Annotated in this window: 22 protein-coding genes; 13 read left to right on the forward strand and 9 right to left on the reverse strand. The window is 65.7% G+C overall.

Features of this window, described 5'->3' with window-relative positions:
- The first annotated feature begins 238 nt into the window (after positions 1–238).
- The 3 genes from EGT50_RS05515 (at position 239) to EGT50_RS05525 (ending at position 2,367) form a co-directional block, all read left to right on the forward strand.
- Complete coding sequence (locus EGT50_RS05515; protein WP_127951587.1) at positions 239–565, forward strand: DUF952 domain-containing protein; 327 nt, start codon at positions 239–241, stop codon at positions 563–565.
- A gap of 83 nt (positions 566–648) precedes the next feature.
- Positions 649–1,131: a cation:proton antiporter regulatory subunit gene (locus EGT50_RS05520; RefSeq protein WP_127951588.1), complete on the forward strand. Its 483-nt coding sequence runs from the start codon at positions 649–651 to the stop codon at positions 1,129–1,131.
- 24 nt (positions 1,132–1,155) lie between these two features.
- Positions 1,156–2,367: a cation:proton antiporter gene (locus EGT50_RS05525; RefSeq protein WP_127951589.1), complete on the forward strand. Its 1,212-nt coding sequence runs from the start codon at positions 1,156–1,158 to the stop codon at positions 2,365–2,367.
- Positions 2,368–2,427: 60 nt separating this feature from the next.
- On the opposite strand, the gene EGT50_RS05530 is transcribed toward EGT50_RS05525, so the two are convergent.
- Positions 2,428–3,822 carry an RNA polymerase sigma factor gene (locus EGT50_RS05530; protein ID WP_127951590.1) on the reverse strand — a complete coding sequence of 465 codons (1,395 nt, stop codon included), beginning with the start codon at positions 3,820–3,822 and terminating at the stop codon, positions 2,428–2,430.
- A gap of 123 nt (positions 3,823–3,945) precedes the next feature.
- Positions 3,946–4,710: a polyphosphate--glucose phosphotransferase gene (gene ppgK / locus EGT50_RS05535; protein ID WP_127951591.1), complete on the reverse strand. Its 765-nt coding sequence runs from the start codon at positions 4,708–4,710 to the stop codon at positions 3,946–3,948.
- A 111-nt stretch (positions 4,711–4,821) separates the two neighbouring features.
- Between ppgK and EGT50_RS05540 the strand changes: the two genes are divergently transcribed.
- Positions 4,822–5,724: an inositol monophosphatase family protein gene (locus tag EGT50_RS05540; protein WP_127951592.1), complete on the forward strand. Its 903-nt coding sequence runs from the start codon at positions 4,822–4,824 to the stop codon at positions 5,722–5,724.
- Between the two features lie 16 nt (positions 5,725–5,740).
- On the opposite strand, the gene cei is transcribed toward EGT50_RS05540, so the two are convergent.
- Positions 5,741–6,424, reverse strand: coding sequence for an envelope integrity protein Cei (cei, locus tag EGT50_RS05545; RefSeq protein WP_127951593.1), 684 nt, complete (start codon positions 6,422–6,424; stop codon positions 5,741–5,743).
- 483 nt (positions 6,425–6,907) lie between these two features.
- Here cei and EGT50_RS05550 point away from each other — a divergent pair, with 483 nt between their 5' ends.
- On the forward strand, positions 6,908–7,210 hold the full coding sequence (locus EGT50_RS05550; RefSeq protein WP_127947094.1) for a DUF4193 domain-containing protein: 303 nt from the start codon (positions 6,908–6,910) through the stop codon (positions 7,208–7,210).
- A gap of 24 nt (positions 7,211–7,234) precedes the next feature.
- Here the strand turns inward: EGT50_RS05550 and EGT50_RS05555 are convergent, their stop codons facing one another.
- Positions 7,235–7,747 carry a DUF3093 domain-containing protein gene (locus EGT50_RS05555; protein ID WP_127951594.1) on the reverse strand — a complete coding sequence of 171 codons (513 nt, stop codon included), beginning with the start codon at positions 7,745–7,747 and terminating at the stop codon, positions 7,235–7,237.
- Positions 7,748–7,785: 38 nt separating this feature from the next.
- Between EGT50_RS05555 and dut the strand changes: the two genes are divergently transcribed.
- Both dut and EGT50_RS05565 read left to right on the forward strand, forming a co-directional pair.
- Positions 7,786–8,352: a dUTP diphosphatase gene (gene dut, locus EGT50_RS05560; protein ID WP_127951595.1), complete on the forward strand. Its 567-nt coding sequence runs from the start codon at positions 7,786–7,788 to the stop codon at positions 8,350–8,352.
- Positions 8,353–8,355: 3 nt separating this feature from the next.
- Positions 8,356–9,165, forward strand: a complete 810-nt coding sequence (locus tag EGT50_RS05565) for a DUF3710 domain-containing protein (protein ID WP_127951596.1) — start codon at positions 8,356–8,358, stop codon at positions 9,163–9,165.
- Between the two features lie 7 nt (positions 9,166–9,172).
- Here the strand turns inward: EGT50_RS05565 and EGT50_RS05570 are convergent, their stop codons facing one another.
- Positions 9,173–9,877: an alpha/beta fold hydrolase gene (locus EGT50_RS05570; RefSeq protein ID WP_127951597.1), complete on the reverse strand. Its 705-nt coding sequence runs from the start codon at positions 9,875–9,877 to the stop codon at positions 9,173–9,175.
- A 171-nt stretch (positions 9,878–10,048) separates the two neighbouring features.
- Between EGT50_RS05570 and EGT50_RS05575 the strand changes: the two genes are divergently transcribed.
- Complete coding sequence (locus EGT50_RS05575) at positions 10,049–10,426, forward strand: OB-fold nucleic acid binding domain-containing protein (protein WP_127951598.1); 378 nt, start codon at positions 10,049–10,051, stop codon at positions 10,424–10,426.
- Between the two features lie 56 nt (positions 10,427–10,482).
- Positions 10,483–11,226: a DUF3159 domain-containing protein gene (locus tag EGT50_RS05580; protein ID WP_206615754.1), complete on the forward strand. Its 744-nt coding sequence runs from the start codon at positions 10,483–10,485 to the stop codon at positions 11,224–11,226.
- Here EGT50_RS05580 and EGT50_RS05585 read toward each other — a convergent pair.
- Positions 11,203–11,859: a potassium channel family protein gene (locus EGT50_RS05585; RefSeq protein WP_127951600.1), complete on the reverse strand. Its 657-nt coding sequence runs from the start codon at positions 11,857–11,859 to the stop codon at positions 11,203–11,205. The genes EGT50_RS05580 and EGT50_RS05585 overlap by 24 nt on opposite strands.
- A 54-nt stretch (positions 11,860–11,913) precedes the next feature.
- Positions 11,914–12,579 carry a potassium channel family protein gene (locus tag EGT50_RS05590; RefSeq protein WP_127947086.1) on the reverse strand — a complete coding sequence of 222 codons (666 nt, stop codon included), beginning with the start codon at positions 12,577–12,579 and terminating at the stop codon, positions 11,914–11,916.
- Positions 12,580–12,735: 156 nt separating this feature from the next.
- Here EGT50_RS05590 and EGT50_RS05595 point away from each other — a divergent pair, with 156 nt between their 5' ends.
- From EGT50_RS05595 to EGT50_RS05610, 4 genes are all read left to right on the forward strand, one after another.
- Complete coding sequence (locus EGT50_RS05595; RefSeq protein WP_127951601.1) at positions 12,736–14,751, forward strand: APC family permease; 2,016 nt, start codon at positions 12,736–12,738, stop codon at positions 14,749–14,751.
- A complete protein-coding gene (locus EGT50_RS05600; protein WP_127951602.1) occupies positions 14,748–16,013 on the forward strand; it encodes a class I SAM-dependent RNA methyltransferase in 1,266 nt (421 codons plus the stop codon). The genes EGT50_RS05595 and EGT50_RS05600 overlap by 4 nt, the downstream gene beginning before the upstream one ends.
- A gap of 181 nt (positions 16,014–16,194) precedes the next feature.
- Complete coding sequence (locus EGT50_RS05605) at positions 16,195–16,725, forward strand: MarR family winged helix-turn-helix transcriptional regulator (RefSeq protein ID WP_127951603.1); 531 nt, start codon at positions 16,195–16,197, stop codon at positions 16,723–16,725.
- Positions 16,726–16,802: 77 nt separating this feature from the next.
- Entirely contained in the window at positions 16,803–18,404 is a 1,602-nt protein-coding gene (locus tag EGT50_RS05610) for an MDR family MFS transporter (protein ID WP_127951604.1), read from the forward strand.
- 71 nt (positions 18,405–18,475) lie between these two features.
- Here EGT50_RS05610 and EGT50_RS05615 read toward each other — a convergent pair whose 3' ends face one another.
- Positions 18,476–19,306: an ABC transporter permease gene (locus EGT50_RS05615; RefSeq protein WP_127951605.1), complete on the reverse strand. Its 831-nt coding sequence runs from the start codon at positions 19,304–19,306 to the stop codon at positions 18,476–18,478.
- On the reverse strand, positions 19,303–20,304 hold the full coding sequence (locus EGT50_RS05620; protein WP_127951606.1) for an ATP-binding cassette domain-containing protein: 1,002 nt from the start codon (positions 20,302–20,304) through the stop codon (positions 19,303–19,305). Before EGT50_RS05620 ends, EGT50_RS05615 begins: the two co-directional genes overlap by 4 nt.
- Positions 20,305–20,618: the final 314 nt, after the last annotated feature.

Genomic DNA, 20,618 nt, shown 5'->3' on the forward strand with positions numbered 1-20,618 from the left:
CACCTGGGGTCTTCCGCCGCGTCGGGGATGACGCGGTAGGTCCACAATGTCAGACGCTCGACTGGATTGGGTTGTTCCCGCCGTATCGTCGGTGTGTCCTTTTCAACAGTTACAGCCTCAACAGTTGTAGGGGAGGGAACGCACATGTCCGGGCCCTTGAACGAACCGCCCTCGAGCGAACCGCCCTCCACCCGTGAATGACCTGCCGTTGAATGAGCACGGACAGCGGCTCGTCCACATGTGCACGAAAGACGAGTGGGCGGTCGCGCAGCGGGACGGTCAGCGCATCCCGGCCGGATTCGCCACCGAAGGCTTCGTGCACTTGTCCACGCCCGAGCAGGTCCACCTCCCCGCCAACCGGCTCTTCGCGGGACGCCGGGACTTGGTGCTTCTGTATCTGGATCCGGGCCTGCTCGATGCCGACGTACGCTGGGAGGCCGGGTCCCCATCGGACCCCCCGTCGATGAGGTTCCCGCACCTGTTCGGTCCGCTGCCAGCGGCTTCGGTCATCGACGTGACCGACTACCAGCCGGACGCGACCGGGGTGTTTGCGCCGCTGGAGTGAGCGGGCTGCGGGCGGATCGAAGTCCACGCGGAATTCCGGGGGTAATGGGTAGTTGCGCCCGCGCGTGGCGCTAACGTTGAACCATGAACGTGGAAGTGACGCCTCTGCCAGGTATCGGCGTTCGAAAGGACTTCGTACTCGCGACGGGTCGACGCATCGGTGTGATCACTCATCGGGACGGCCGCACCGACCTGATCATCTCCAAGGTCGATGACCCGGATGCCTGCACGGCGTCGATCCCGCTCGAGTCGGAGGAGGTGTCGGTGCTCGCGAACCTCCTGGGCGCCCCTCAACTCGTCGCGCAATTGGAGCAGGAGCACCGCGACCTGCCCGGGATCAGCACACGTCAGCTACCGATCATGGAGAACTCCCCATGGGACGGCCGCACGCTGGGGGACACCGCTATGCGTACCCGCACCGGAGTGTCGATCGTCGCAGTGATGCGGGCCGGTCAGGTCGTGCCTTCGCCGGCGCCGGAGTTCCTGTTCACCAAGGGTGATCTTCTTGTAGTGGTGGGTACTCAAGACGGCCTCGAGCAGGCCGCCAAGATCCTTGCGCACGGCTGATTCCGACGCAGCGACTACGTGGAGATGACAGGTACCGCACTTGCCCTCGTCCAACTCGGCGCGATCTTCCTCGTGCTCGGCGTACTCGGTCGACTGGCCGGCCGAGTCGGCATGTCGCCGATCCCTCTCTATCTGATCGCAGGCCTGAGCTTCGGTCAGGGCGGCTTCATCCATCTGGATGGCATCGATGAGTTCAGTCATCTTGCAAGCGAGATCGGCGTGGTCTTGCTGCTGTTGCTACTGGGTTTGGAGTACACGGCCGCAGAACTCGTGACGGGCCTGAGAAGGTCCAGGCTCGCGGGCGTGGTCGATCTCGTGCTCAACTCGGTACCCGGCGCTGCGTTGGCCCTGATGCTCGGGTGGGGTCCAGTCGGCGCGCTTGTACTGGGCGGGGTCACCTACATCTCGTCGTCGGGCATCGTCGCGAAGGTTCTCGGTGATCTCGGGCGCCTGGGTAACCGTGAAACCCCAATCGTGCTTTCGATCCTCGTGTTCGAGGACCTCGCGATGGCCTTCTACCTACCGATCCTCACCGCGGTTCTCGCCGGCGTGAGCTTCTTGGCCGGGTTGCAGTCCGTCGGGATCTCGTTTGCGGTCATCTCCGTCGTACTGTTGGTCGCACTGCGCTACGGAAACGTCGTGTCCGCGCTGATCGACAGCAAGGATCGGGAGGTGTTCCTGCTCAAACTGCTCGGAGCCGCGCTGCTGGTTGCCGGGTTGGCGTCGGCACTGCAGGTATCTGCCGCGGTCGGTGCGTTCCTCCTGGGTATCGCGATTTCCGGATCCACCGCGCGCAACGCGGTTCGACTACTCGAACCGCTGCGAGACCTGTTTGCCGCGATGTTCTTTCTCGTATTCGGCCTCAACACCGACACCGCGACGATTCCGCCGGTGCTGTTGCCCGCAATCGGTCTCGCGGTCGTGACGACCGCAACCAAGGTGCTGACGGGCTGGTGGGCTGCAGGGCGGCAGGGCATCGGTCTGATGGGTCGCGCGCGTGCCGGAACAGCACTCATCGCGCGAGGCGAGTTCTCGATCGTCATCGCGGGACTCGCGGTCGCGTCGGGAGCTGTGGAGGGCGAACTTGCTGCGCTCGCAACCGCTTACGTGTTGCTGATGGCGGTTCTAGGACCGATCGGGGCACGCGCGGCAGAACCCCTCGTCAGGCTGTTCCAGAAGCGGCGAACTCGCGAGGAAGAGGCCCCGACCCCTTCCCCGCGAGCTGACCGGCTGTAGCGCTTCGCCGGTGGCTGGTCTTGCGGGCCAGTGCCCGGCCTTGCCGGTCGGGTGGTCGCGTCAGTCGAGGTAGTCGCGCAGCACCTGCGAACGCGATGGGTGACGCAGCTTCGACATCGTCTTCGATTCGATCTGGCGGATACGCTCACGCGTCACGCCGTAGACCTGGCCGATCTCGTCCAGAGTGCGCGGCTGCCCATCGGTGAGACCGAACCGCAGCCGCACGACACCGGCCTCGCGTTCGGACAGCGTCTCGAGCACCGACTGCAGCTGATCCTGCAACAGGGTGAACGAGACAGCGTCGACCGCGACGACAGCCTCGGAATCCTCGATGAAGTCACCGAGTTGGCTGTCGCCCTCGTCACCTATCGTCTGGTCCAGAGAGATGGGCTCACGCGCGTACTGCTGGATCTCGAGCACCTTCTCCGGCGTGATATCCATTTCCTTCGCGAGCTCTTCAGGGGTGGGCTCACGGCCCAGATCCTGCAGCAGCTCACGCTGAATGCGGCCCAGCTTGTTGATGACCTCGACCATGTGGACGGGGATACGGATCGTGCGGGCCTGGTCGGCCATCGCGCGTGTGATCGCCTGGCGGATCCACCACGTCGCGTAGGTCGAGAACTTGTAGCCCTTGGTGTAGTCGAACTTCTCGACGGCACGGATCAGGCCCAGGTTGCCTTCCTGGATCAGGTCCAGGAAAGCCATGCCGCGGCCGGTGTAGCGCTTGGCGAGCGAGACGACCAGACGAAGGTTCGCCTCGAGGAGGTGGTTCTTCGCGCGGTTGCCGTCGCGGGTGATCCAGTTCAGGTTCCGGCGATCCGTGGTGGAGAGCTTCTCGCCCTTCTCGACCGTCTCCGCCAGCTTGAAGGTCGCGAACAGGCCGGCCTCGATGCGCTTGGCGAGCTCGACCTCCTCCTCGGCGTTGAGTAGCGCCACCTTGCCGATCTGCTTCAGGTAGGCGCGGACCGAGTCAGCGGATGCCGTGAGCTCGGCGTCCTTGCGGGCCTGGCGGAGCGCCTCCGACTCCTCCTCGTCCCACACGAAGTCGCCGGAAGCCTTGTCTTTCTCGGACGGCTCGGCGGTCTCCTCCTCACCCTCGACGACGACCTCCTCGTCGATGAGGTCGCCGGCGGCGACGTCGAGTTCGGCCATGTCGATGTCGTCCTGCTCGGCGCCGTCGTCACCGACCTTCTCCGCCTTGGTGGTGGCCTTGGTCGTGGTCTTCTTCGTGGTGGCCTTGGCGGTGGTCTTCTTGGCGGTGGTCTTCTTCGCCGCCTTCTTCGCCGGTGCCTTCTTGGCGGCGGCCTTCTTCGCCGGTGCCTTCTTGGCGGCGGCCTTCTTCGCCGGTGCCTTCTTGGCGGCGGGCGCGCTGTTGGCAGTCGCCTCGGCAGTGGGTGCGGTGGTCGCTGATTCGGGAGTGGAATCTGCGGTCTGACGCATTTCGGTGGCTGCCACGTACGCCCTTTCGTGACGGTGTCGTGCGGCGTCACGCCAGAGTGGAGTTCCGGCGGAGAGGTCTGTCGGGTTCTCGCCGACTCACAGCCGGCCCTGCCCATTGTAACGACAGCTTCGAAATTGTTACGGAGAGATGCCCTTTTGCAGGCGGTTCGTCGCGGTCAGCGCGGCGCCGACGATGCCGGCCGTGTTGAGCAGGGCGGCCGGAACGACCGGTGTGCGGTTCTCCAGTCGGGGTATCCACTTCTCGTGTTTACGGCTGATTCCGCCGCCTGCGATGAACAAGTCGGGCCACAGCAGATCCTCGAATACGCAGAGGACGCGAGTCACCTCTGCTGCCCAGTCCTTGTACGACAAGCCCTTCGTGTCCTTGACCGAGGCCGCGGCCCGATGCTCGGCCTCCTTCCCATCGACCTCCATGTGCCCGAACTCGGTGTTCGGGAACAGGACCCCGTTGTGGACGAGCGCCGACCCGATCCCGGTCCCGAACGTCAACAGGACGACGATCCCTTCGGCGTCCCTGCCGGCCCCGTAGCGGTCCTCCGCCAGGCCGGCGGCGTCGGCGTCGTTGAGAACGACCACCTCACGGCCACCCAGAGCGGTCGAGAACAGCAGCCGCGCGTCCGTCCCGATCCACGATTTGTCGATGTTTGCGGCAGTTCGTGCGATCCCCGCCTTCACCACGGCCGGAAGGGTGACCCCGACCGGGCCCTCCCACTCGGCTCGCGACACGATCTCGGCTACCGTCGCGGCGACCGCATCGGGCACCGAAGGCTGCGGTGTCTCGATCTTGATTCGTTCCTCGATCAGTTCGCCGGTGTCGAGGTTGACGATCCCGCCCTTGATGCCGCTCCCGCCGATGTCCACACCGAATCCGAGCGCACTCATCGATTCTCTCCTTCCGCGCGCCGGGGTCTGCGCCGACAGTAGTTGGTTTCCGGCCGTTCGGCTTCGCGATTCGGGGGGTGGGGTGAACTCCGCATGTGGTGCGATACATCCATGGGTGCCATCCACAACTCCACCGCCGACTGCGCGGCCACCACGTCCAACACCCCCGGTGCGCTCCGTGAGGTCGCGGTCACCGTTGCGGAAGCCGCCGCAGCACTGGTACGGGCGCGGCGCCCAGAGGTGTTCGGAGTCATGGGTGCGCAGGTCCACGCCGGTGCCGACGACTCGGTGCACTCCAAGAGCACACCCACGGACCCCGTGACGGTGGTCGACACCGAGGCCGAGCAGCTCATCCGGACACGCCTGGCCGAACTCCGCCCACACGACCGCATTCTCGGCGAGGAAGGTGGCGGCGAGAAGGGCGTCGGCGGGACGCGCTGGGTGGTCGACCCGATCGACGGAACCGTCAACTTCCTGTACGGCATTCCGGCCTACTCGGTCTCGGTGGCTGCTCAGGTCGACGGTGTCTCGGTCGCTGGAGCGGTCGTGGACGTCCCCGGCGGCATCACGTACTCCGCGGCGGCGGGGGAGGGCGCGACATTCACCGATGCGGACGGTCGCTCCGGTGTGCTGTCTTGTAATCCGGTGACCGACTCATCCTTGGCCCTACTTGCGACCGGGTTTGCGTACAGCGCAGAGCGCCGCAGCGCTCAGGGCCGATTGCTCGGAAAGGTGCTGCCGCACGTCCGCGACATCCGCAGGGTCGGGTCGGCCGCGCTGGATCTGTGCATGGTCGCGTCGGGGCTGGTCGACGCGCATTTCGAGCACGGGCTCAATCCGTGGGACTGGGCGGCGGGCGCGTTGATCGCAAGCGAGGCGGGCGCCCGGGTGCACGTACCGGCGCCGGATACACGCGGTGCGGCGGGTGAGGTCGTGACCGCGATGGCCCCGGGGATTGCGGACGACCTCGAAGCCGTGTTCCGGTCGGCGGGCGTGTACGACCGGATTCCGTGAGCCTGCGGGTGGGAGGTCAGCAGCGAGCGTTCCGGGCGGCGCTGAGCAAGCCGGGATCGAGCGGCGCCGGAGCGGTTCCGGGAAGCGGATCCCTCAACGTGCTCAGGACTTCCTGGGCGTCCGGGTTCGGAGCGATGCTGTCCGCGAAGTAGGTGCCGAGCGCCAGGTCGACGGTGTCGTCGGTCCGGCCGTCCTCGATGAGCTCGGCGCACGGTGCCACCAACCAGAGTGCGCTCGCGGCAGCCAGTCCGTTCGGCCCGAAACGGACCTGCCCGTGACACTGCAGGTTCTGATCCACATACACAGGGTCGTTCCCTACCTCCACGTCGGGAGCGCTAGCGAACCCGTAGTCGCGGAGTTGGGTGGCGACATCGGCGGCCTGCCCTCGCTGGCCGTTCGCGTTGTAGACACGGACTCGGGTCTCGGACAGTGGGGCGGGGGCGACGTCGAGCAGAGTGTCCCGATCGACGACCTGACCGAGTGGCAGTGGGGCGGGGGCGTCCGGCAACTGCGGCACCGTCGGGGGGTTGCAATCGACCGTGGTCGCGTACACCTCGGGTTCGGTGAGGATCTTCACCCACACGGTGACCCCGAGCAGGGCCAGGACGGAGATCAGCGCGATCACGGGCAAGGCGCGGCGTCGGCGAAACGGGCGGCCCCGATCGTCGGTCGAGCTGCCGTTGGTGATCAGTGAAACCACGGTGTGTGACCTCTCCATCAGGTGCGCGGGTGGTGTCCGCTGGGAAACAGCAAAAGAGTTGGTGTGGTTCCGGCCACGATCGCACCGGTCGTCGCCGCCCCGCTGCCAACTGTAGATCCCCGTTCGGTCACCTTCCGATACCTACCCTGCCAGGAATGTCTCGACTCGCTCAGTGGTTGATGACGATTGACGGACAGTTTTCGACCGTGTCCGGTCCAGTTGCCACTTTCGCCGAGCCGTCGGCTATTGTCTGGCGGCCCCAATCGTGAAACCACACGATTTCGAGAGGGCCCGGAGGAAACGAAAGTGAGGTGTAGGTCATGTTTTCGGAAGACGTCGAGGGCACTTCCGAGTGAGCTGATGCGTTGTTACAGCCACAGGAACAGATCTACTTCACTGTCGGGTTCCGAGGATCGCCGTCACCGTGGGGTTTCGGTGGCCCGGGTACCGGGGATACACGCAAGAGGACGAGGGGAAAAGAAAATGGCAACCGACTACGACGCACCCAGGCGCTCGGATTCCGACGAGGTATCCGAAGATTCCCTGGAAGAACTGAAGGCACGACGCAACGAGGCGCAGTCGGCGGTGGTCGACGTCGACGAGTCCGACACCGCGGAGTCGTTCGAACTGCCTGGCGCGGATCTGTCGGGCGAGGAACTGTCGGTGCGGGTGGTGCCCAAGCAGGCGGATGAATTCACCTGCTCGAGTTGCTTCCTGGTTCACCACCGCAGCCGTCTCGCCAGCGAGGAGAACGGCGTCATGATTTGCGTGGACTGTGCCGCCTGACACACCGGTTGCGCAGCAGACGGACTAGCCGCTTGCGGAGGTCCCGCGGCCGATGGCGGCCAGCAGCTCGGCTGGCCGCCTCGTGCTGACCAACCAGTACGGCGTGGGATCCTCGGGGTCATCCAGGACGATCAAGACCGTGTCCTTGACCCACGACTTGTTTTGGACGAAGGCCGCTGGATCGAGTTGGCGCCCCATCGCGGCGCTCTTCGCCGACGGCGGAATCGACGCGGTCCGCGACACCACCGACAGTGGCAGGTGCGCCCGACCCACCCTGAGTTCGGGATTCGGCCCGCCGTACACCTCAACGCGCTGGCGTGAGACCCACAGCAGCAACCAAATCGGGAACGGGAACAAGAGGACGTACGGAAGCCAGGCCCGCACACCGGGAGAACCCATGTGGACCTCAGCGGCCAGCAGACCGGCTACGAACAATCCGGCAGGCCACCACCACCATGGAACCCATAGGCGCTCGGAGTAGAGCGGTTCTCGGGCGTTATCGGATGTGGTCGGTGCTGGCTGAGACGATTCGGGCACGTATTCCAGGGTAGGGCACGTGTGCCAGGGTAGTCTCGGTGCACGTGAGCGATCTCCCTGCCATCGCGTTGAAGCGACTGGACCCCGGTATCCCGCTACCTCGGCGCGCGCACGACGGCGACGCCGGAGTCGACCTGTGCACCACGGCCGACGTAACGATCGAGCCCGGGCGCCGGGCCTTGGTCGGCACGGGCATCGCGGTCGCGCTGCCTGTCGGCACTGTCGGCCTCATCCATCCCCGATCCGGTCTGGCCGCCAAGACCGGCCTGTCCGTTGTGAACACCCCCGGCACCGTCGACGCCGGGTATCGCGGTGAGATCAAGGTCTGCCTCATCAACCACGATCTCGAGACGCCGATCGAATTGCGTCGCGGCGACCGTATTGCGCAACTGGTGGTGCAAAAGGTCGAGCTCGTCGATTTCGTGGAGGTTGAGTTCCTCGACGAAACCGTGCGTGGCGCAGGCGGTTACGGATCCAGTGGTGGACATTCGAGCCTCGTGGCCCATAATCCGGATCAAGACTTCCCGGATCAAGATTTAGAGGATTTCGTTGGTACGGAAGGGCGCCCGCACGAATTGACGCGGTTGCCTAGGGAAGGGGCCTGATCAATGTTGGGACGCCGGAAGAAGAAGGACACCGCTCCCGGGCGAGTGTCGGAGCATGTCGAGGAAATCGACGCCCAGGACGGTTCCGGACTCGATGTTCCCTTCGCCGACGCCGAGGGCGGCCCCTACGACGTGAGCGATCTCCCAGAGGGGGAGGAGCCGGCGGCGACCCGGTTGGACCTCGGTTCGGTGCTGTTTCCGATCCCCGAGGGAGCCCAGCTTCAGGTCGAGATGTCGCCAGACAGGACACCGCAGGCGGTTCACCTGGTTACCCAGTTCGGGCGTATCACCGTTTCCGCTTACGCTGCGCCCAAGTCCCCGGGTCAGTGGCGCGAGGTGGCGTCCGAACTGGCGGAGTCTCTGCGAGGTGACAACGCCGAGGTCGGTATCGAGAGCGGGCCATGGGGTCGTGAGGTCGTCGGTGCCACGCAGAACGCGGATCTCCGGTTCATCGGCATCGAGGGGCCTCGCTGGATGGTCCGGTGCGTCGTCGCCGGCCCGTCGGGCAACGTCGCGGTCGGTTCGCCGCTCGTGGAGATCGCCCGGACCGTGTTGGCCGACACCGTGGTGAGGCGCGGCAGCGATCCACACCCCGTGCGGACCCCGTTGCCCGTGGTTCTGCCGCAGGCGCTCGTCGACCAGCTCGTGGCTGCGCAGCAGCAGGCGGCGGCCCAGCAAGCCGCACAGCAGGCGCAGCAGCCGCAGCAAGGGCAGCAGCCGCAGCAAGCACAGCACCCGCAGCAGCCGCAGAGCAGGCCCGAGCCGCCACGTCGCGGTGAGTCGGGCTCGGCGATGCAGCAGCTCGGACTTTAGGGGCTCGTCACACGATCCGTTCGATTGCGGCGATGCACGCCCTGCCGAGGGCGGCTGGATCGGTGCCGACCGCGTCGAGCGTCAGCTCCGACAGTTCTGCCCGGGGCAGTACGGACGCCCACTCCTTCGCCACAGTGAAGGGGTGGACGGCGTCGTCGACCGCGGCCGCGATTCCGACGGGGACCCGGACCCGGGCGAGCGCCGCACCGTCCGGAGCGTGGTATGTGGCCGCCTCCTCGAGGGCCGACGGCAGATACGGCCACTGCGCGCGCCATGAGCGAGTCAGTTCGTCGGCCAGCCACGGCGGACTCGAGGCGGTCATCTCGGCCGTTACGGCGTCGAGGCCGTGGATTCGTAGTTGTGCGGCGGTGAAGGTAGCGCTCGCCGCTGCAGGGGCACCGACCGGCGAACCGGTCCACGCGGGCAGGGCCGCTAGGACCGCCGCGACGCGGTCCGGGTTCGCGGCGGCCCACTCGATCGCGACGGCGGCACCGATCGAGACGCCACCGACAACGATTCGCCCGTGGATCTCGGTGGCCCGATCCATCGCGGCGCGGTAGCTCCCGACGACCCGCTGCGGGTCCGGCTCGACCGCTACCGTATCGACCGCGACCTCCGCCAACGCGTGTCGGAAAGCGCGGTCGGCGAAATCGGCATCGGAGCCGGTTCCGGGTAGGACGACGGCCACCGCGGGCCATGTGGGTTGCTGCATGCGTCGATCTTGCACTGTCCGGTTTAGACCGATTCCGCAAGGCTGTGGTTGTCAGGTCACTTTAGGGTTACAGTGACATTCAGATGAACCAGTGCAGGGCCTCCAGTGGGCCCCGCGAAAGCCTTGTTGTACGGCGCAAGACCTGCGTCGTCACGTGTCCAGGAGCTCGCTATGGCACCCGCCGCGGCAGGTTACTTTCGTCGGCTGACTCGCAGACTCACCGAAGATCTCGAGCAGTTGGACGCGGAAGAGATGGTGGAAACCGCGAAGGCCTCAGGCGCGACACGCGCCTGCGATTGCTCGCGTGGTGAAGAGGTCACGATGCTCGGCCGCTTGCGGAGTGTCGAAGCCTGTCCGAAAGCGGCGAACGCCACGGTGCAGGCCGAGTTCTTCGACGGCACCGATCCGGTGACGCTGGTGTGGATCGGTCGCCGACGTATCCCGGGGATCGAGCCGGGCAAGAAGTTGTTGGTACGCGGTCGCGTCGGTGACCGAGGCGGGCAGAAGGTCATCTTCAATCCCTACTACGAGCTTCGTGGGGATTCCTGACTGGTCCACAGTCCCCGGTTGGGACGCCCTCGCGCCGGATGTGGCACTCTCGTCCCGTGACCGAAACGAAGCAGCAGACGATTCTGGACCAGCTCGGAGGACTGAGCGGGCTGGTCTACTCGACATTGCCGATCGTCGCATTCGTTCCGGCGAACAGCATCTGGGGCCTGGTTGCGGCCATCTGGATTGCTCTGGGCGTGGCGACCGCAATCCTCGTATGGCGCATCGTCCGCCGCGGACCCGTCCAGCCCGCAGTCTCCGGATTCCTCGGCGTCGGCGTCTGCGCATTCATCGCGTATCAGACCGGTGATGCGAAGGGCTACTTCCTGTTCGGCATCTACACGAGCCTGGTGTACGGGGGCGGCTTCGTCCTCTCGATCCTCGTGAGACGACCGCTGGTCGGTGTTGTCTGGGGATACCTGAACGGCCATGGCAATGCATGGCGCGCCCACCCGTCGGCAGTGCGTGCGTACGATGTCGCGACCGCCGCCTGGGCCGTGGTGTTCGGTGCGCGCTACTTCGTCCAGTCCGAACTCTACGAGGCCGACCAGACCGGTTGGCTCGCGGTTGCACGCATCGGCATGGGATGGCCCCTCACCGGTCTGGCTCTGCTTGTAACCATCTGGGCCGTCCGACGCGCGGACCGGATAGTAGAACCAGCGCCGGAGCCCGAGGACCTCGAGGCGGCGCGATCGGCAGTAGCCGGCAAGGAGAACGACGTCGTCCACGAGAGCGGTCAGGGCGAGGGCGGAACCGCTCCCGACCGTCGAACCGACTCAGATGTTGATCGCGGCGCGTAGGTCGTCCTCGACATCGACTGCGGCTACGAACAGCAACTCATCACCGCCCTCCAACGGATCGTCTGGTTGCGGGGTGATCACACGTCCACCACGCAAGATGGTGACGAGTGCCGCGTCGCGGGGCAGTCGGAGTTTGCGAACCGGCTTGCCGGCCAGAGGGGTGTCGTCGGGCAGGGTGACCTCGACGAGGTTTGCCTGACCCTGACGGAACGTCATCAGCCGAACCAGGTCGCCCACCGAGACGGCCTCCTCGACGAGCGAGGCAAGCATTCGCGGCGTCGACACCGCAACGTCCACACCCCAGGACTCGTCGAACAGCCATTCGTTGCGTGGATCGTTGACACGCGCCACGACCCTGCCCACACCGAACTCGGTCTTCGCGAGCAGGCTCAGCACGATGTTGGCCTTGTCGTCGCCGGTCGCGGCAATCACGACGTCGTACGTCTCGAGGTTCGCAGCCTCGAGCAGGCTGAGCTCGCACGCGTCGGCGTGTACCCACTCTGCCTGGGGGATCGAGTCGGATTCGACGTGTTCGATGTTGCGTTCGAGCAGCATGACGTGGTGACCGCTGCGGACGAGTTCACGGGCGATGGAGCGGCCCACGGCGCCGGCTCCTGCGATGGCCACTCTCATCGGAGGCATCCAATCGGGTAGTCGATCGAGAAGGGTGTCATGACCTCTGGGACGTCAGTCGTCGGACGGCGGAGGACTTCCGGCGAGGGCGACTGCCTCGGCGACGGTCCCGGCCACCGCTGCGATGTACACCTGGTCCTGGGACTGGAATACGGTCCTGCGGTCGGGGAGGATCCCGGTCCCGAATCGGATGATGAACGAGACACGCGACGATGTCGCGGACTCGAGTTCGGTGATGCGGCGACCGACCCAGTCTTCGTGCAAGGACAGCTCGGTGACGACGACCGTGCCCGAGGGATCGCGCCATTTCGAAATCTGGTCGTCCTGTTGGAGGGCGAGCATGAAACGGTCGGTGGTCCACGGCACCGTCGCGATTGTCGGGATTCCGAGCCGCTCGTAGACGGCGGCGCGCTTGGCGTCGTAGATGCGGGCGACCACCCGTTCGACGTCGAACGTCTCCCGTGCGACTCGCGCCGAGATGATGTTCGAGTTGTCACCCGACGATACGGCCGCGAATGCCTGCGCGCGTTCGATTCCGGCACGCACCAGTACCGCGCGGTCGAATCCCATCCCGACCACGGTGTGCCCAGGGAAGTCCGGGCCCAGGCGAAGGAACGCGCTCGGGTCTCGGTCGATCACGGCCACTTCGTGGCCGATCCGGCTCAGTGCGGTAGCTAGGGAAGAGCCGACCCGGCCGCATCCCATGACGACTACGTACACCCGTCCTCTCCATTTCTCGCTTCGGGGACCGACAGAATGCCGTCGGTATCGAATCGAACGGTACAGCGCGCGCAGACAGGATTAAGCACGACCCAAAAATACGTCGGTTCGCCGCCCTGACGCCGCGCATGGGCATGGACGGCATACGCTTTGGCGGTGTCGAAGGTTTCCACCGCTACGAAGCGGCTGATTCTGGGGCGGCCGTTCCGGACCGACAAGCTCGGGCACACCCTCCTGCCCAAGCGGATCGCGCTGCCCGTTTTCGCGTCGGACGCGATGTCATCGGTTGCGTACGCACCGGAAGAGATCTTCCTGATGCTGTCGATCGCGGGCATTACCGCGTACGTCTACGCGCCGTGGATCGGGCTGGCGGTCGCGATTCTGATGGCGGTTGTGGTCGCGAGCTATCGACAGAACGTGCACGCGTACCCATCTGGGGGCGGCGACTACGAGGTCGCCACGGTCAACCTCGGACCCAACGCAGGTCTGGTCGTCGGTAGCGCGTTGATGGTCGACTACGTGTTGACGGTCGCTGTGTCGATCTCCTCGGCGGCGTCGAACATCGGATCGGCGGTGCCGTTCGTCGCCGAGCACAAGGTGTTGTTCGCGATCGCGGCGATCGCCGTGCTGACGGCGATCAACCTGCGCGGCGTCCGGGAGTCGGGGACGACGTTCGCGATTCCTACGTACGCGTTCATCTTCGGCATGCTGATCATGCTGGCGTGGGGTTTCGTCCGGATCTACGTCTTCGGTGAAGATGTCCAGGCCGAGTCGGCGGCTTTCGACCTCCAGGCCGAAGATGCGCACCTGTACGGCATCGCGTTCGCCTTCCTCATTGCGCGGGCGTTCTCGTCCGGATGCGCAGCGCTGACCGGCGTCGAGGCGATCAGCAACGGTGTGCCGGCTTTCCGGAAGCCGAAGGCGCGAAACGCTGCCACGACATTGGCGCTGCTCGGCGCCTTTGCCATCACGCTGCTGATGGGCATCATCATCCTGGCCGAGAAGATCGGCATCGTGTATGCCGCTGACCCGGCGGATCAGCTTGTCGGCGCACCCGAGGGCTACCAGCAGAAGACACTGATCGCGCAGCTCGCCGAGACGGTCTTTTCGGGCTTCCCGGTCGGGTTTTTCTTCATCACGACTGCGACGGCGCTGATCCTGGTGCTCGCGGCGAACACCGCCTTCAACGGGTTCCCGGTGCTCGGATCCGTTCTTGCGCAGAACCGGTATCTTCCACGCCAGCTCCACACCCGCGGCGACCGACTGGCGTTCAGCAACGGCATCCTGTTCCTCTCCGGTGCGGCAATCGGGTTCGTCATCGTCTTCGAGGCCGAGGTCACCAGGCTCATCCAGCTCTACATCGTCGGCGTGTTCGTCTCGTTCGTGTTGAGCCAGACCGGCATGATTCGGCACTGGACCCGACACCTGAGGACGGAGACCGATCCCGCTCAGCGCACCCGGATGAAGCGCTCGCGTGTGATCAACTCGGTGGGTCTGGCGATGACCGGCGTGGTGCTGGTGATCGTGCTGCTTACCAAGTTCCTGGCGGGGGCGTGGATCGCGATCGTCGCGATGACTGCGATCTTCGTTCTGATGAAGTCGATCCGTCGTCACTACGACGGGGTTTCGGCCGAGCTCGACGAGCAGGAGTGGGACGGCGTTCTGCCGAGCCGTACACACTCGATCGTGCTGGTCTCGAAGTTGCACACGCCGACAATGCGGGCACTTGCTTACGCGCGGGCCACGCGCCCGGACACTCTCGAGGCGATCACAGTCAACGTCGACGAGTCCGATACCCGTGCCCTGGTCCGGCAGTGGGAGGAGACCGACATCACGGTTCCGCTGAAGGTGATCGAGTCGCCGTACCGCGAGATCACCAAACCGATCCTCGACTACGTGCGCCGGGTGCGGCGCGATTCGCCTCGCGATGTCGTCACAGTGTTCATCCCTGAGTACGTTGTCGGCCATTGGTGGGAGCAGCTGCTGCACAACCAGAGCGCGCTGCGCCTGAAGAGCCGGCTGTTGTTCCAGCCCGGGGTGATGGTCACAAGTGTGCCCTGGCAGCTGACCTCGTCGGAGAGGATCAAACGCGAGAGCGCCGACCAGGCAGCCGGTCATGCGCCCGGCGCAATTCGACGTGGGTTCGATGAGGAAGGCAAGACCGGCAGGTGAGCGTGAACTGGGCCGGACGTCGACTCGAAGTCGAACTGGGCAAACCTGGCCATGGCGGGTTCTGCGTCGCCCGCCATGAGGGCAGGGTGCTGTTCGTGCGGCACGGACTGCCGGGCGAGCTTGTGGTCGCGCAGGTCACGGAGGATCGCGGTGGATCGTTCTGCCGCGCTGACGCGGTCGAGATCCTCGAGGCGTCCCCGGATCGCGTCGCGGCACTGTGCCCGATCTCCGGTCCCGGCGGTGCGGGCTGCTGCGACTACTCGCACGCGACTCTCGGTGCACAGCGGGGCATGAAGGCTGCCGTTGTCGCCGAGCAGCTTCGGCGCATAGCGGGGTTGGACGTCGGCGTCGAAGTCGAGGAATTGCCCGGCACCGCCGACGGGACGGGTTGGCGTACTCGGGTGCGACTTGCCGTCGACGCCGACGGGCGGCCCGGCTTCCACCGTTTCCGCAGCCTCGACATCGAGACCAGTCTGGCGTGTCCGCAGGTCGATCCGGTCGCCTACTCGGGGCTCGCAGAGCGGTCGTGGCACCCGGGTGCCGAGTTGCAGGTGGTACTGGACACGCTCGGGGAGCGGCACGTCGTCGAGATCGCACCGCCCAAGGTGTCGCGTACGGGTCGCCGCAGCCCGGGCCGGCGCGGAGCTACGGCCCGGCGGGCCGCGTCCGCGGGGGTTCGGGCCGAGCGAGTGGTGATCGGTTCCGGTCGTGCTGTCGAACGCGTCGGCGGGCGGGAATGGTCGTTGTCGGCAACCGGCTTCTGGCAGGCGCACCGCGGCGCGGCGTCGACGTACTCGTCGGTGGTCGGGGAGTGGGCCGAGGCGTCGAGCGGCGCCCGGGTGTGGGATCTGTACGGCGGTGTCGGGGTCTTCGCGGCGGCCCTGGCCGATCAGGTGGGCCCGCTGGGGCGGGTCGATTCCGTGGAGTCCTCGCGGCAGGCCGTGGCCGATGCATCGGCGGCCATGGCGGATCTACCGCAGGTGCATCTGCACGCCGTTCGCGCGGAGCGGGCGCTGCGTGATCTACCCGCACCGGAGGTGGTCGTCCTCGATCCGCCGCGTTCGGGTGCGGGCAAGGAAGTCGTAGCCCTCGTCGCCGCGGCGGGCCCCGAACGCATCGTGCACATCGGGTGCGATCCGGCGTCCTTCGCGCGGGACATCGCCCTCTACCGAGAGCACGGCCTCCGGCTGGAAAAGGTACGTGCGTTCGACGCCTTCCCACTCACCCACCACGTCGAGAGCCTGGCTCTGCTCACTCGCTGAGTTTCGCGCACGCTGTAGGTGGTACTGGTCACATCCAGGCCATGGATCAGCCCAATTCGCCTGGTCGTGAACGCCGGTGTTCCGTTCACTCGCCAAAAGCCATTGCTTAACGTATGCAACTAAGCATATAGTTGCGATCTGCAAGTAACCCGTAGATCAATTCGACGATTCGGGGTATCCGATGAGCGTCCAGGCTGATCCCGTGCAAGCCGATCCGGTTCAAGCTGATCCGGTTCAAGCACTGGTCGACGCGATCTTCCTCTTCGGGCGATCACTGAAATGCGCGATCAAGGGTGGTGAGGGCGATCTGATCGCCCCTGCGCTGGCCGGGGTGCTGTTCGTGTTGTCCGTACATGGTCCATGTCGCCAGAACGAACTCGCATCGGTTCTGCATGTGAGCCAGTCGGCACTCAGCAGACAGTTGACCGAACTGGTCGACGCCGGCCTCGTGGAGCGACGCCCGGACCCTTACGACAAGCGGGCGTTCCGCGTGCAGGTCTCGGCGAAGGGGGACGAGATTCTGCGTACCACGAGGGAACGCAGGTCCGCGCGACTGCGCAGACTGCTCGCCGGATGGAGTCACGAAGAGGTGGTGGCGGCGTTGTCGACCATCGAACGACTCACCGACTCGCTCACGGTCCGACCCGAATCCGTATCACTAGCAGCATCCGCACCACTAGCAGCCGATCAGTGTGGGAGAACACTTCTATGACGACACCAGTACCAGCGACAGCCTCGGTTGGGGTGACATCAGTTGGGGGGAGTAGGACGGACGGCGGCCACGAGCCGATGACCCATCGCCAGATCCTCGAGGTTCTCGCGGGTCTCATCGCGGCGCTCTTCACCGCTCTGCTCAGCACGACGATTGTCACCACGGCACTGCCCACGATCATCGGGGACCTGAAGGGCACCCAGACGCAGTATGCGTGGGTGATCACCACGGCGCTGCTCGCGAACGCGGCGTCGACCCCGATCTGGGGCAAGCTCGCCGATCTGTTCAACAAGAAGGTACTGGTCCAAACCGCCATCGTGCTCTTCGTCGTGGGGACGGGCATTGCCGGTTTCGCCCACAACGTTCCGGTCCTGTTGGCGGGCCGCGTCGTCGAGGGCATCGGCATGGGCGGTGTGACCGCGCTGGTGGTGGCGATCATCGGCAGCATCATCCCGCCACGTGACCGCGGCCGCTACGCCGGGTACACCGGGGCCGCGATGGCGGTGTCGATGTCGGGTGGCCCGCTCCTCGGCGGCGTGATCGTCGACAGCCCCCTCGGCTGGCGCTGGTGCTTCTTCGTGTGCCTGCCACTCGCCGTGATCGCTCTCATCCTGCTGCAGCGCACGCTGCGCATCCCGACCGAACGCAAGGACGGCGTCTCCATCGACTGGTGGGGCGCAACGTTGCTTGCCGCAGGCGTCAGCGTCCTGCTGATCTGGGTGTCGTTCGCCGGCAAGCCCGGATACTACGACTTCATCTCCAAGGAGTCCGCCCTGTACGTCGGGGTCGGCGTGGCCCTGCTGATCGCAATGGTGATCGTCGAGACCAAGGTGAAGTCGCCGATCATCCCGCTGCACATCGTCACCGAGAAGACCACCGGCCTGGCGATCATCGCCTCGGTCGCTGTCGGTGTCGGCTTGTTCGGTGCGACGACTTTCCTGGGCCAGTACTTCCAGACTGCGCGAGGTCACAGCCCGACCATCGCCGGGTTCCTGACCATTCCCATGGTGGCGGGCATGCTGATCGCCTCGATCGGCTCGGGTCGGCTGATCGCGCGCTTCGGAAGGTGGAAGCCATTCATCGTCGCCGGCGCGGCGTTGCTCGTGATCGGATTCGGTCTGCTCTCCACGATCGATCACGCCACCAGCTTGCAGTTGGTGGGCGTCTACATCGCAGTTGTCGGCGTCGGAGTCGGCTGCTTGATGCAGAACCTGGTGCTCGCCGTGCAGAACACCGTGAGTGTCAAGAACATCGGTGCGGCGAGTAGTTCGGTCGCCTTCTTCCGGACGTTCGGCGGCGCGATCGGGGTGTCGGTCCTGGGGTCGATCCTCGCGTCCCGCGTCACGACGCTGTCGGCTGAGGGCTTCGCCGGGCTCGGAATCGACACCGGTGCGGCGGGTGGTGGCAATCTCGACTTGAACGCATTGCCCGCGCCGATCGCAACGATCATCCGCACTGCGTACGGCGACGCGACGGGCCGGTTGTTCCTGGTCGCGTGCCTGGTCGCGGTGATCACGCTCGTTTGCGTGATCCTGATTCCGAACGCGCCACTGCGGACGACGATCGACATCCAGAAGCCTGGTGAGGTGGGTGACCAGGAGCCTGCCGAGCTCGATGAGCAGAAGCCTGCCGAGGTCGGTGAGCGGAGTGAGGCTGTCACCGAAGCCGTCAAGGTCTAGCCGCACGAGCAGGGACGAACAGTGGCCCACGACCGGTCAACGGTCATGGGCCACTTCTTCGTCCGAAGGGTCTACGTCTTGCGGTTGTACAGCCGCATCGTGAGGGGTCCGAAGACGACGATGAACCCGGCGCACCAGACGAGCACCACGGTCAGCTGACCGAACTCGAACGATCCTTCTGCCAGGTCCCGCAGTGCCGTCACGAGATGACTGATCGGGTTGGCATCGACGAAGGCCCGCAACCAGCCGGGCATGGTCGACGGGTCTACGAAGATGTTGCTCGCGAACGTGAGCGGGAACAGGATGAACATCGATACACCCATGACAGCCTGCTCGGTGCGCATCAGCATCGCGAACATCGTCCACACCCACGACAGGCTGAACGCGAACACCAGGAGCAGGACAACCGAGGCGACGATCCCGACGATTCCGCCTGCGGGGCGGAAGCCGATGATCAGGCCGAGGGTGAGCACGATCACCGACGCGATCGTGTAGCGCACGATATCGCCGAACAGCGCGCCGACGAGAGGCGACGGCCGCCAGATGGGCAGCGACCGGAAGCGGTCGAACACGCCCTTCTGGATGTCCTTGTTCAGCGTCAGGCCGGTGTACATCGTGATCATGACGACCGTCTGTACGAGGATGCCCGGGATGAGGAACTGCACGTAGGCGCTGGTCGAACCTGCCAATGCCCCGCCGAACAGGTACGTGAACATGAGCGTGAACATGATCGGAAAGGCGGTGACATCGAACAGCTGCTCGGGAACGTGCTTGATCTTGAGCAGGGACCGCCAACCGAACGACAGCGATGTCGACAGCGCATTCGGGCGTGCGGGGCGCGGACCGGACGTCTGCAGGACATTTCCCACCGCCTGTGGCGAGGTGGTGATGGTGTCGGTCACGATGTGGCCTCCTCGAATGTGTCGGTGCCCGGTCCGCTGCCCGGGGGTGATTCGGCGCCGTGCCCGGTGAGGGCGAGGAACACCTCGTCGAGGCTCGGCTGCCCGAGGGCGAACGTCGTGACGGCGAGGTTCTCGTCGTCGAGGGCGGCGAGGGCTCGGGCCACCCGTTGCCGGTCGTCGATACGCACGGTCAGAGCCGCCGGGTCGGACTCGAGCACCACCGGGACCCGCAGTTCACGCTCGAGGACCACAGCCGCATCGCGGCGGCGTGAGGGCTCGGCAATCCGCACGTGAAGCGCGCCGGAGCCCACGGAGGACTTGAGTTCTCCCGTGGTGCCCTCGGCTATGACCTTGCCGTGGTCGATGACCGCGATCCGATCCGCCAGCTGATCGGCCTCGTCGAGGTATTGGGTGGTGAGCAGCACGGTCGTGCCGGCCGCGACGAGCGCCCGGACGATCTCCCAGACCTGGTTGCGGCTGCGGGGATCGAGGCCGGTGGTCGGCTCGTCCAGGAAGATCAACTCGGGGGTCACGATGATGCTCGCAGCGATGTCGATGCGCCGCCGCATGCCGCCCGAGTAGGTCTTGACCTGCCGTACCCCGGCATCCTCGAGACCGAATGCGTCGAGGAGTTGCTCGGCCCGCGACCGGGCCGCGGCGCGTGAGTACCCGTAGAGCCTGCCGAGCAGAACCAGATTCTCGGTGCCCGTCAGATCTTCGTCGAGCGATGCAAACTGGCCGGTGAGCGACACTTTGCTGCGCACGGTCTCGGCTTCGCGGGCGACGTCGTGACCGAGCACGCGTGCGCTTCCACCGTCGATCGGTAGCAGCGTCGCGAGCATCCGGATAGTGGTCGTCTTTCCGGCGCCGTTGGGTCCCAGCACGCCGTAAACACCGCCCGATGGGATCGCGAGGTCGACACCGGCGACCGCGGTGTTCGAGCCGAACCGTTTGATCAGTCCAGTGGTTTCGATCGCTAGTGCGGTGTCAGGTTTCATCGGCTCCCCGTGATTTGGTGTGAATGAAGTCGCAACTCGATCGCCGTCCCAGACTGTCGGATCGTTGGGGTCGGCGCAATCGCTTTTAGCAGGCGCCCTCGGCGCCCTCGGCTGACACTACTGTCGTCCGGCTCAGGATCGCCCCTTCCGCGGACCGACGTGACGAACTCGTCGGCCACCTCGCCCACGAGCAACAGTAAGATGATCGACAGTCTGGGTTGTGCGATCGGGTGCCTCGGGGCGCTCGCTTGCGATGCCGTTGGGCGTCGCATCCGGTCGCTCCGTAGACTTGCCGGGCTGTTGCGTGACAGTCC

Source organism: Rhodococcus xishaensis, from assembly GCF_004011825.1.
In the GTDB taxonomy this organism is placed as follows: Bacteria; Actinomycetota; Actinomycetes; order Mycobacteriales; family Mycobacteriaceae; genus Prescottella; species Prescottella xishaensis.